Origin of the sequence: Brucella anthropi ATCC 49188 (assembly GCF_000017405.1) — a bacterium.
Lineage (GTDB): Bacteria > Pseudomonadota > Alphaproteobacteria > Rhizobiales > Rhizobiaceae > Brucella > Brucella anthropi.
Window position 1 is genome coordinate 1,490,696 of the sequence record NC_009667.1, and the last position, 11,597, is coordinate 1,502,292.

Genomic DNA, 11,597 nt, shown 5'->3' on the forward strand with positions numbered 1-11,597 from the left:
TCCTTCTTGGCCGAGAAGAAAGCGTGCTTTTTTATTTGGCGTCCGTCTATCGCTGCTTGGCCAGACCCTGCTCGCGCATCTGACTGAGGCTCATCTTCGGTGAAAGCGCTTCCGGATCGATGCGGATTTCGATGAGGCCCGGCTTGCCGGACTTTTCGCAAGCCTCGAAGGCCGGTGCAAAATCAGCCGTCTTTTCCACCACTTCGCCATGCAGGCCATAGGCGCGGGCAAGCGCTGCGAAGTCAGGATTGGCGAGGCCGGTGCCTGAAACGCGGCCCGGATAGGTGCGTTCCTGATGCATACGGATGGTGCCATACATGCCGTTATTCACGACGATGAAGATGGCATTGGCTCCATACTGCGCTGCTGTTGCCAGTTCCTGTCCGTTCATGAGGAAACAGCCGTCGCCTGCAAAGGCAACAACCGTGCGTTCCGGTGCGGTGAGTTTGGCCGCGACCGCAGCCGGTACGCCATAGCCCATCGAGCCGTTGGTGGGAGCCAGCTGGCTGCGATAGGTGCGGTACTGGTAGAAGCGATGCGGCCATGCGGAATAGTTGCCTGCGCCATTGGTGATGATGGCGTCGGCGGGCAGATGCGCGCGCAGCCACTCCATCACTTCGCCCATCTGCACATCGCCGGGGATGACCGGCGATTTGATGTTGTCGCGGTAATCGGCATTGGCGCCGTTGGTCCATGCCTTCCAGCGCGGATCGGCAACCGGCGCAAGCTTTGCCGCCGCCGCACAGAAGGCAGGCATCGAAGCATTGACCGGAACGTCTGCATGATAAACGCGACCCAGCTCTTCTGCGCCCGGATGGATATGGACGAGCTTTTGCTGCGGCACCGGAATGGAGACGAGTTCGTAGCCCTGTGTCGTCATTTCGCCGAGGCGGGCACCGATTACGATCAGCAGATCGGCATCGCGAACGCGCTGCGCCAGCTTGGGGCTGATCGAGGTTCCCATTTCGCCCGCATAAAGCGGATGGGTGTTGTCGAACATGTCCTGGCAGCGGAAAGATGCGGCGACCGGCAGGTGCATGTTCTCGGCAAATTTCCGCAGGTCAATGGTGGCTTCTGCGTTCCAGCCGCCACCGCCGACGATTACCAGAGGCCGTTCGGCCTTTGCAAGAAGCGCCTGCATGTCCTGCAACTGATCAGTGCCCGGATGCATCTGAACCTGTTTAAAGGCTGGTGCGTCGCTGACGGCGGCATAGGATGTCAGCATGTCTTCCGGCAGGGCGATCACGACCGGGCCGGGGCGACCGTTGACGGCGCGGTGGAAGGCTTGGCTGACCAGTTCTGGAATGCGGGCGGCATCGTCGATCTGGACGACCCATTTGGCCATCTGGCCGAACATGCGGCGATAGTCGATTTCCTGAAATGCCTCGCGCTCGACCTGATCGCTGGCGACCTGACCGATGAAGAGCAGCATCGGCGTTGAATCCTGAAAAGCTGTATGCACACCGACAGAGGCGTTTGTTGCGCCGGGACCGCGTGTGACGAAGCAGATGCCCGGCTTGCCGGTCAGCTTGCCATAGGCTTCCGCCATATAGGCCGCGCCGCCTTCCTGCCGGCAGACGATCAGGTCAATCGCGTCGCTGGAATCATGAAAGGCGTCAAGCGCAGCGAGATAGCTCTCGCCGGGGACGCAGAAGACCCGGTCGGTGCCGTGGATGCGCAGCGCATCCACCAAAATCTGGCCTCCGGTACGGGCATTGGGTTTGCTCGTCATTGTATGCATTTCCTCAATCTCACCATGTCTCGCTCGCCATTCCGGCTCGCCTTGCAAGGACGGTTTCTCCGCCTCTTTTCAAAAAGATCCTCCCGAAAACCGGGACAATCCATGTGTTGGGGGAACGGGAACTCATGGTCAGACGCACCCAAATGGCCGACAGGTGCATAAACCTCAGTCTCGCGGCAAAGTTTACGTTCAGCCGCCTGCTTCTCCTCCCAGTCAAGCACGCTGATATGAACATAGCCAGCGGTGCGAATACAGATTAAACATCATGACTAAACTGTATGAACTCATGATGCACCGGTATGGAGGAATGGCGATGGCCAGGGAAAACACGGGTAAGATCCGCGTCGGTATTGGCGGATGGGCCTATGAACCGTGGGACAAGAGCTTCTATCCTGAAAAACTGTCGAAGAAGCGCCAGCTTGAATATGCATCGAGCAAGCTCACATCCATCGAGATCAACAGCACTTATTACGGCCCGCAGAAACCCACGACCTTCGCCAAATGGCACGATGAAACGCCGGAAGGCTTTGTGTTTTCGCTGAAGGCACCGCGTTTTTCCACCAATCGCCGTGTCCTGGCGGAGGCGGGTGAGAGCATTGAACGGTTCATGACCGGCGGCATGATGGAACTGAAAGACAAGCTCGGCGTGGTCAACTGGCAATTCATGGGAACGAAGAAGTTCGACCCCGTGGACTTCGAGGCGTTTTTGAAGCTTCTGCCGAAGCGTGTCGACGGGCGCGATGTGCGCCATGCGGTGGAGGTGCGTCACGACAGTTTCAATTCACCGGACTTCATCGCCTTGCTGCGCGAATATGGCGTAGCGGTGGTGATTGCAGGCGACAGCGACTTTCCGCAATTCGCCGATATGACCGCACCTTTCGCCTATCTTCGCATCATGGGAACGAAGGAAAGCGAGCCGCTTGGCTATGGTGAAAGTCATCTCGATCAGTGGGCTGCACGCGCCAAGGCGATAGCGGCGGGAGAACCCGCTGAAGGGTTGAAGACCGTGACGCCGCCTGTTGCGGACCATATCGCCCGCGATGTCTATCTCTATGTGATCAGCGGCTATAAGGCGCATAATCCGCATGCGGCCATGGCCTTGATCGAACGGACAAAATGATGCCTCGTGGCGGCTGTTGATTTTCATCTGAGTCGCCTGAGCATCATGTCAAAATTCGATCTTTCCGCGCTAGAAACCTTCGTTCGCACCATTCCGCAGCACTATAAAGGGCCAGGTGGCGCGGTCGCGGTGCTGAAAGATGGCAAGGTCGTGCTGCGCCATGCATGGGGCTTTGCCGATCTTTCCACTCGCAAGGCGATGACGCCCGAAACGCGCATGCCGATCTGTTCGGTCAGCAAGCAGTTCACCTGCGCCGTTCTGCTCGACAGTGTCGGCGAGCCGGAAGTTCTTGATGATGCGCTTGCCGCCTATCTCGACAAGTTTGCTGAAAAGCGTCCCAGCGTGCGCGATCTTTGCAACAACCAGTCGGGCCTGCGTGATTACTGGGCGCTGACGGTTCTGTGCGGGGCCGATCCGGAAGGCGTCTTTCTGCCCGAACAGGCACAAAGCCTGCTGCGCCGCCTGAAGACCACGCATTTTGCACCGGGCACGCATTATTCCTACTGCAACGGCAATTTCCGCATTCTGGCTGATCTGATCGAGCAGCATACAGGCCGGTCGCTTATCGAACTTCTGTCGGAACGTATTTTTCAGCCTGCGGGCATGAAGACGGCAGAACTTATCCCCGATACCGCGCTGTTCGACGAATGCACCGGCTATGAGGGCGACACGGTGCGTGGCTTCCTGCCTGCCGTCAATCGCATCCACTGGATGGGTGATGCCGGTATCTGCGCGTCGCTGGACGACATGATTGCCTGGGAGCAGTTCATCGATGCGACCCGCGACGACGAAAGCGGAATCTATCGTCGCCTGAGCGGTCTTCAGACTTTCAGCGACGGTGCTGCTGCTCCCTACGGCCTCGGCCTCAAATTCGAGGAAACGGGCGGCAAGCGCCTGACCGGCCATGGCGGGGCTTTGCGCGGCTGGCGCTGCCAGCGCTGGCATTGCGCCGATGAGCGCCTTTCGACAATCGCTATGTTCAATTTTGAAGGCGGAGCTTCCGACGTCGCCTTCAAGCTGATGAACATTGCGCTTGGCGTCCCGACATCGGAACAGGTTCGCGTTGCAGCCGATGCCGTATGGTTCGGCTCATGGCTCGACCATGAAACCGGCCTCGTGCTGAGCCTTGAAGATGCCGGACGCGGACGCATGAAGGCACGTTTCGGCACTGGCCCGGAAATGATGGACGTCGTGGGCGAGAACGAAGCGCGTTCCTCGATGACCGCGATCCGCCGCGATGGCGACACGATCCATCTGGCGCGCGAGGACGAAAATCTGAGCCTGACAATGCAGCGCCTGAAAGGCGCGGCGAAGCAGGATATTGCGGGGCACTATCGCAGCGACGAACTTGAGGCCGATCTTTTGATCGTCGATGAGGGCGGTGCTTTCTATGGGGCCTTTGAAGGGTTTCTTGGCAAGAGCGATATGTATTCGCTCTATGAGGCGGGACCGGATGTCTGGCTGCTGCCGGTGCAGCGCTCGATGGACGCGCCGTCGCCGGGCGAATGGAAACTTGTCTTCCATCGTGACGCCAAAGGCGAGATAACAGGCATGACCGTCGGCTGCTGGCTGGCACGGCATGTGGACTACAGGAGAATTCAGGAATGAGCGAACTGAAAGTCAGAACCCGCGAGACGGGTGCCATCGCCGAAATGCCGCATGGAAAACTGCCAGTCATCACCACGCCGACCGGCGGCGTGGTCGAGCTCGTTACGAGTGTCAGTCAGGCCGGCTTCAATCCGCTCGATCTCATCTATTCGTCGGTCGCTGCCTGCATGGCGCTCAGCGCGCGCATTGCTGCCACCAAGCTCGAACTGAAGGAAAAGCTGACCGATGTGCGGGTGGAAGTGAAGGGCGACAAGGCGCATGAAGGACCGTCGCGTATCGAACGGTTCAACATCACCTTCCATTTCGGCGGTGACCTCACCGACGACGAAAAGCATCGTCTCGCCGAAATGGCTGAGGAAATCTGCACGGTCAGTAATACGCTGCGCGGCGAGCCGCAGTTTGATCTGAAGGTATCGTAACCTTCAGATCACATCGCGGATGCGATCGACGCCGAGCTTGATAACGCTTTCCATGGCCAGACGTGCTTTTTGTGGATCACGCGATGCAATGGCGTGGGCAATGCGCAGGTGATTGGCCGCGCATTCGGCAATGCCTTCTCGCGATGAGGCGGGTGATGAAAGCTGGAACGAGATTGCCAGCGCCGCTTCGATCAATCCGCTGACCGAGCGCATGAACGGATTGCCCGACATGCGCGCAATGGCCAGATGGAATTCCAGATCAACCTTGGCGATGGACTCCGGCGTGTGGTTCGGATCGTCAAACTTGGCGGCGAGCGCGTAAAGCTCGACAATCTCGTCACTGGTGGCGCGTTCAGCCGCGGCCGCTGCGGCTGCCGGTTCCAGTGCCATGCGCATTTCCGCCAGATGGTCCACGAAGACTTCATCGAAGCCTGCCTCGAAGCGCCATGTCAGCACATCGGGATCGAAGAAATTCCAACTCGCATGGCCCAGAACACGGGTGCCGACCTTGGCCTTGGGTTCGATGAGGCGCTTGGCGGCAAGGGTTTTCATCGCCTCGCGCAGAACGGTGCGGGAAACGCCGAAGCGTAGCGACAATTCATGGTCGCCCGGAAGGATGGACCCTGCAGGAATGGTTCCCGCGACGATGCCGCGGCCCAGTTCACCCACCACGACAGCGTGGCTGTTATGGCGTTTGCGTCCGGTTATGGCCGTTTCCAGCAATCCCAATTCAGGCCTCCTTCATTCGTTGCCTGGCTAGCTATTTGTTTCAATGCGCATCTTGCCCGAAAACCGGTTCCCACTTTTCGGGATGCGCCTTAGATCCGAGAACCACGCAAGTCCTCGTTGCAGAGCAATGAACAGGAACAGCAATATACCGATTGCTATTTTCGTCCACCAGGAAGACAGCGTTCCGTCGAATACAATGTATGTCTGGATCAGCCCCTGTATGAGAATGCCGACGAATGTTCCGGCCACAAGGCCTGCGCCACCTGTCAGCAATGTCCCGCCGATCACCACCGAAGCGATGGCATCCAGTTCTACCCCCACCGTCGCGAGCGAATAGCCGGACGAAGTATAAAGCGTATAGACGATCCCGGCGAGGCCGGAAAGGATACCCGACATCGTATAGATGCCGATTGTCGTGCGGGCAATCGGAACGCCCATCAGCTCCGCCGACTGCTGGTTGCCGCCAAGCGCGTAGATATTGGCGCCGAAGCGCGTGCGATGCGCGATGATGCCGCCAACGATGAAGACCGCGAGCATGAGCATGGCGATGAATGTCAGCCTGCCGCCGCCCGGCAGGCGGAAATAAAGCCCCTGCAATGTATCGAGAAACGGATGCGCGATGGGCACGGATTGCGTCGAGATGAGGAAGGCCGCACCGCGAGCCAGAAACATGCCCGCAAGTGTGGCCACGAAAGGCGGGATCCGCAAGAAATGGATCATCATGCCCATCCACGCCCCGAACAATGCGGCGATCACAAGAACGAGGCCGAATGCCACGAGCGGATGCACGCCGAGCTGCCCGATCATCACGGCAACGAAAACGCTGGTGAAGGCGATGACCGAGCCGACCGACAGGTCGATGCCGCCGGAAAGGATCACGAATGTCATGCCGACGGCGGCTATGCCGAGGAAGGCGTTGTCGGTCAGAAGATTGCCGACTACCCGTGTCGACAGCATGTTCGGAAACTGGACGATGCAGATCGCATAGGCGAGCAGGAAGATTGCAACCGTCGTCAGGAAGGGCAGATTGCGCAGTGCTCTCATTGCCGTGCTCCCTGCTGGCTTTGACGGACCGGATTGGCTCCATTGCCCTTGCGTTCCGAGCGCAGGAAGGTAATGAGCTGGACAATGGCCGGCGACTGGAAGGTGAGCACGATCACGATGATGACGGCCTTGATGATGAGGTTGAATTCCGGCGGAAAGCCCGCCATCAGAATGCCTGTGTTGATCGACTGGATGATGAGCGCGCCGAGCAGCGAAGCCATGATCGAGAAACGCCCGCCATTGAGCGAGGTGCCGCCGATGACGACCGCCAGAATCGCGTCGAGTTCAAGCCACAGCCCGGCATTGTTGGCATCTGCGCCGCGAATATCCGCCGCCGCGATCAGCCCCGCAAGGGCAGCGCCGACGCCAGAAACTGCATAGACGCTGAACAGGAGAAAGCGTGCTTTGACCCCCGCCAGCATCGCTGCGCGACGGTTGATGCCGGTCGCCTCGATCAGGAAGCCAAGCGCACTGGTACGCACTGCGAGGCCCACGACCAGACCGGCCAGAATCCATATGAGGACCGGGATCGGAATGCCGAGGAAGGAGCCGGAGCCAAGCGCTGCAAAGGAGTCATTGTTGAAGGTCAGGATCGCGCCTTCGGTGATAAGCTGTGCGATGCCGCGACCTGCCACCATCAGGATAAGCGTCGCGATGATCGGCTGGATATCGAAGACCGCAACCAGAAAGCCGTTCCACAAGCCACACAGAAGGCCCACGCCAAGCGCTGCCGGAATGACGATTGCAAGCGGATAGCCCGCAACGATGAGCGACGCGGCAAAGGCGCCGCTGATCGCCATGACGGCACCGACTGACAGATCGATGCCGCGCGTTGCGATCACCAGTGTCATGCCAACGGCCAGAATGGCAACGGGCGCTGCACGCACCAGAATATCGATCAGGCTTCCATAGAGCCGCCCGTTCTGGAAGGAAATGTCAAGAAAGCCGGGTGCGATGATGGTGTTCACCACCAGAATGAGCACAAGGGCGGCCAGTTGCGGCGCCAGTCTTTTGAGTTTTCTGGTCATGCGGGCAATCATGCTGCAGCTTCCTTTTCGCTTCCGGTCTCTGCGATTGCACGCACGATATTGTCGGCAGTGATTTCCTCGCCCTTCAGTTCCGCCACATGGCGACGGTCGGACAGGACGATGACGCGATTGGCAACGGCGGCAAGCTCCTCGAATTCCGACGAGATGATGACCAGCGACATGCCTTCGGCGCAAAGTTCGCCGATGAGCTTCAAGATTTCAGCATGGGCGCCGATATCGATGCCGCGCGTCGGCTCATCGAGGATCAGCAGGCGTGGGTCGGTGGCAAGCCAGCGTGCCAGTATGGCTTTCTGCTGGTTGCCGCCGGACAGGAACTTGATCGGCTTGTCAGGATCAGGCGGGCGAATATCGAGCGCCTTGATGTAACGCTGCGCAAGCGCCGTCTTCTCGCGTGAGGAAATCGGTCTGGACCATCCGCGCTTCGCCTGAACCGCCAGCGCGATGTTCTCCGCCATCGAGAAATCGCCAATGATGCCGTCTGTCTTGCGTTCTTCCGGGCAGAAGGCGAAGCGCTCCGCAATGGCTGCAACAGGTGAGGGGAGCCTCGTTTCCTTGCCGTCGACGGTCAAGGTGCCGCTATCGGTCTGATCGACACCGAACATCAAAAGAGCGGTTTCGGTGCGGCCGGAACCGAGCAGCCCGGCAATGCCAACGGCTTCTCCCGGCTGGATCGAGAGATCGAACGGCGCAACGCTGCCTTGTCTGCCGAAGCCTGCAAAACGGATCGGGGCAACCGTGTCGCGGCTTACTTCCTCGGTCAGCTGGCGGCGCACAGTCTCCTGCAACTGGTGGCCGAGCATCATGGAAATGAGATCGGTGCGCGGCAGTTCCGACAGGTTGCGGCTGCCGACCAGCCGTCCGTTGCGCAATACGGTGGCGCAATCGGCGATGGCGTAGACCTGATCCAGAAAATGGGTGATGACGATGATGCCGAGGCCTTCTGCCTTCAACTGGCGCAGCACGCCGAACAACATTTCGACTTCGCGTGCATCGAGACTGGCGGTCGGTTCGTCAAGGACGAGCACCTTGCCCGAGAGATCGACGGCACGTGCAATCGCGATGATCTGGCGGATGGCGGCTGAATAGGCGGACAGAGGCACGCCGACATCGATGGTGAGGCCATAGCGGGAAAGAAGGTTCGTCGCATCTTTTTCCATCCGGCCCCGGTCGACCAGTCCGAAACGTTTCGGCTGGCGTCCCAGGAACAGGTTTTCTGCTACCGTCAGATTTTCGAGAAGGTTGACCTCCTGATAGACCGTGCCGATGCCAAATGTCTGCGCTTCCGCCACGGAGGTAGGTGCAATCGGCTGGCCCTCAAGCAGGATCGAACCGCCGAAGCCGTGGTAAGCGCCGGTCAATATCTTGATAAGCGTGGATTTACCCGCGCCGTTTTCGCCAAGCAATGCATGGATTTCCCCGCAGTTGAGCGTGAAATCGACATGGTCGAGCGCTGTCACGCCCAGAAAGGATTTGGTGATCGAACGGGCTTCAAGAAGCGGCATTGCGGCCGCCGATGGAGCGTCTTTTGCAGCCATGGCAGTCTTCCATTGCATTTTGCAAAGGTTATTCCGGGCCGCGACAAACGCGGCCCGAGGACGAGAGGATCAGTAGCCGAGACCCTTCTTGGCTTCATAGACGGCCTTCGGGTCGTCAGCCTGCGTGTAGAGCTTCGACTCCGTCTGGATCCACTTCGGCGGAACGGTGCCCTTGTCCTTGAAGGCTTCAATCGCGTCGAAGGCCGGGCCTGCCATGTTCGGCGTCAGTTCGACGGTCGCGTTGGCTTCGCCGTTCGCCATGGCCTGGAAGATGTCCGGCACGGAGTCGATCGACACGATCTTGATTTCCGTGCCCGGCTTCAAGCCAGCTTCCTTGATTGCCTGAATGGCGCCGACAGCCATGTCGTCATTATGGGCATAGACGGCGCAGATATTCTTGCCGCCGCCTTCGGCCTTGATGAAGCTTTCCATGACTTCCTTGCCCTTTGTGCGGGTGAAGTCACCCGTCTGCGAGCGGGAAATCTTGATGTTGTCATGACCCTCGATGGCGTCTTCAAAACCCTTCTTGCGGTTGATGGCGGGCGAGGAACCGGTGGTGCCCTGAAGCTCGACCACATTGCACGGCTTGTCGCCCACATCCTTCACCAGCCAGTCACCGGCCACCTTGCCTTCATGAACCTGATCGGAGGTTACGGCGGTCAGATAAAGGTCTTCCGGAGAATCGATCTGGCGGTCGAGCAGGACGACCGGAATTTCGGCTTCCTTGGCTTCCTTCAGAACGGCGTCCCAACCTGTGGAGACCACCGGTGCGATCAGGATTGCATCAACCCCTTGAGCGATGAAGCCACGAACGGCCTTGATCTGGTTTTCCTGCTTTTGCTGTGCATCGGCGAACTTGAGCGTATAGCCGCGTTTTTCGGCTTCCTGCTTGGTCAGGGCCGTTTCTGCAGCACGCCAGCCCGATTCCGAACCGATCTGCGAAAAGCCAACCGTCAGCGATGCAGCAGATGCGCTCGAAATCAGGGCAAAAGAAAATGCGGCCGTCAGGGCCGTCAATGTGCGTTTCATGATGGTTCCTCCCAATAAGGCCCTCCCGGCCTTCGCATTTATGAAGCATATAATATTACTTTATGGCAAGCGCCTTTCGACGTTTCCCAATAAAATGCCGGTGCGACAAACGCGCAATATTGCTATTTACATATATAAAACAAAGGCTTGTATTCGTTCGGGAGGGGCAGGGCTCGCGAACTGCCCCGGTGGGGGCGTCTGCTTGCTTGACAAAGCGGGTGACGGCAAAATAGTCATATTAATAACACGAACCGTAAATTGGCGCCTTATGGCGTTTCTCAAGCGGTCGGGGTGAATTCCGCAACGGGTATGCGGAAAATGGGAGGTTTAATGTTGCGTCTGGTCCAGTTCCGCGATGAAAGCGGAGAAATGCGTGTGGCTGCCTGCAGTGAGGAGGGAGCGGCGCATGTCGTCAAGGGCGTAGCAACGACCTATGAGCTAGCCTCGGCAGCCATTGCAGCGGGTATCAGCCTTGAGGCACAAGTCGTACGCAGCGGCAAGGGCGAAGCCGTCGATATAGACGCCGCTCTGGCTGCGGGCCGCGTCGGCCTGCCGATTACCCATTCTGACCCAGCACATCTGATTGTTGCCGGCACGGGCCTCACACATCTTGGCTCTGCTGACGGTCGCGACAAGATGCACAAGGCAGCACAGGCCGCCGAAAAACCGACCGATTCCATGCGCATGTTCCTGATGGGTGTCGAAGGCGGCAAACCGAAGCCGGGCGAAACCGGCGTGCAGCCGGAATGGTTCTACAAGGGCGACGGTTCGGCGCTGGTGGCAACCGGCGGCGAACTGGTTTCGCCTTCCTTTGCGGAAGATGGCGGCGAAGAACCGGAACTGGCGGGCATCTACCTGATCGGCCCGGATGGTACGCCATTCCGGCTTGGCTTCTGCCTTGCCAATGAATTTTCCGATCATGTGACCGAGAAGCAGAACTATCTCTGGCTTGCCCATTCCAAGCTGCGTCAGGCCGCGTTGGGGCCGGAGCTTTATGTGGGCAACCTGCCTGACCATGTGGAGGGCGTTTCGCGCATTCGTCGCAGCGATCAGGTGATCTTTGAAAAGCCGTTCCTTTCGGGCGAAGCGAACATGTCGCACACGATTGCCAATCTGGAACACCATCATTTCAAATATGGGCTGTTCCGCCGTCCGGGCGACATTCATGTTCATTTCTTTGGCACGGCAACCTTGTCGTTTTCGGAGGGCGTAAAGACGGAAGCTGGCGACCAGTTCGAGATTTCCGCCAAGCCATTCCGTTATCCGCTGGTCAACAGGCTGGCGCAGGCAGCGGCGGAAGATATTGCTGTGAAGGCGCTCTGA

At 58.8% G+C, this 11,597-nt stretch carries 10 protein-coding genes; 4 read left to right on the top strand and 6 right to left on the bottom strand.

Going from position 1 to position 11,597, the window contains the following annotated elements:
• Window positions 1-46: 46 nt before the first annotated feature.
• Window positions 47-1,732, bottom strand: coding sequence for a thiamine pyrophosphate-binding protein (locus tag OANT_RS07280; RefSeq protein ID WP_040129129.1), 1,686 nt, complete (start codon window positions 1,730-1,732; stop codon window positions 47-49).
• A 322-nt stretch (window positions 1,733-2,054) separates the two neighbouring features.
• Between OANT_RS07280 and OANT_RS07285 the strand changes: the two genes are divergently transcribed.
• Genes OANT_RS07285 through OANT_RS07295 form a run of 3 tightly spaced genes read left to right on the top strand, consistent with a single transcriptional unit; the run spans window position 2,055 to window position 4,888 of the window.
• Window positions 2,055-2,861, top strand: coding sequence for a DUF72 domain-containing protein (locus tag OANT_RS07285; protein WP_010659479.1), 807 nt, complete (start codon window positions 2,055-2,057; stop codon window positions 2,859-2,861).
• Between the two features lie 45 nt (window positions 2,862-2,906).
• A complete protein-coding gene (locus OANT_RS07290; RefSeq protein WP_012091479.1) occupies window positions 2,907-4,469 on the top strand; it encodes a D-aminopeptidase in 1,563 nt (520 codons plus the stop codon).
• Complete coding sequence (locus OANT_RS07295; RefSeq protein ID WP_012091480.1) at window positions 4,466-4,888, top strand: OsmC family protein; 423 nt, start codon at window positions 4,466-4,468, stop codon at window positions 4,886-4,888. The genes OANT_RS07290 and OANT_RS07295 overlap by 4 nt, the downstream gene beginning before the upstream one ends.
• Window positions 4,889-4,891: 3 nt before the next feature.
• Here OANT_RS07295 and OANT_RS07300 read toward each other — a convergent pair whose 3' ends face one another.
• The 5 genes from OANT_RS07300 to ytfQ form a co-directional block, all read right to left on the bottom strand.
• Window positions 4,892-5,617, bottom strand: coding sequence for a FadR/GntR family transcriptional regulator (locus tag OANT_RS07300; RefSeq protein WP_010659482.1), 726 nt, complete (start codon window positions 5,615-5,617; stop codon window positions 4,892-4,894).
• Window positions 5,618-5,644: 27 nt separating this feature from the next.
• The gene (gene yjfF / locus OANT_RS07305; RefSeq protein ID WP_012091481.1) at window positions 5,645-6,661 is read right to left on the bottom strand and encodes a galactofuranose ABC transporter, permease protein YjfF; all 1,017 of its coding nucleotides are present in this window, start codon (window positions 6,659-6,661) and stop codon (window positions 5,645-5,647) included.
• The gene (locus OANT_RS07310) at window positions 6,658-7,701 is read right to left on the bottom strand and encodes an ABC transporter permease (protein WP_012091482.1); all 1,044 of its coding nucleotides are present in this window, start codon (window positions 7,699-7,701) and stop codon (window positions 6,658-6,660) included. The genes yjfF and OANT_RS07310 overlap by 4 nt, the downstream gene beginning before the upstream one ends.
• Window positions 7,698-9,245, bottom strand: coding sequence for a sugar ABC transporter ATP-binding protein (locus OANT_RS07315; RefSeq protein WP_012091483.1), 1,548 nt, complete (start codon window positions 9,243-9,245; stop codon window positions 7,698-7,700). The genes OANT_RS07310 and OANT_RS07315 overlap by 4 nt, the downstream gene beginning before the upstream one ends.
• A 69-nt stretch (window positions 9,246-9,314) precedes the next feature.
• Entirely contained in the window at window positions 9,315-10,274 is a 960-nt protein-coding gene (ytfQ, locus tag OANT_RS07320) for a galactofuranose ABC transporter, galactofuranose-binding protein YtfQ (protein WP_012091484.1), read from the bottom strand.
• Between the two features lie 330 nt (window positions 10,275-10,604).
• Here ytfQ and araD1 point away from each other — a divergent pair, with 330 nt between their 5' ends.
• Entirely contained in the window at window positions 10,605-11,597 is a 993-nt protein-coding gene (gene araD1, locus OANT_RS07330; RefSeq protein WP_040129134.1) for an AraD1 family protein, read from the top strand.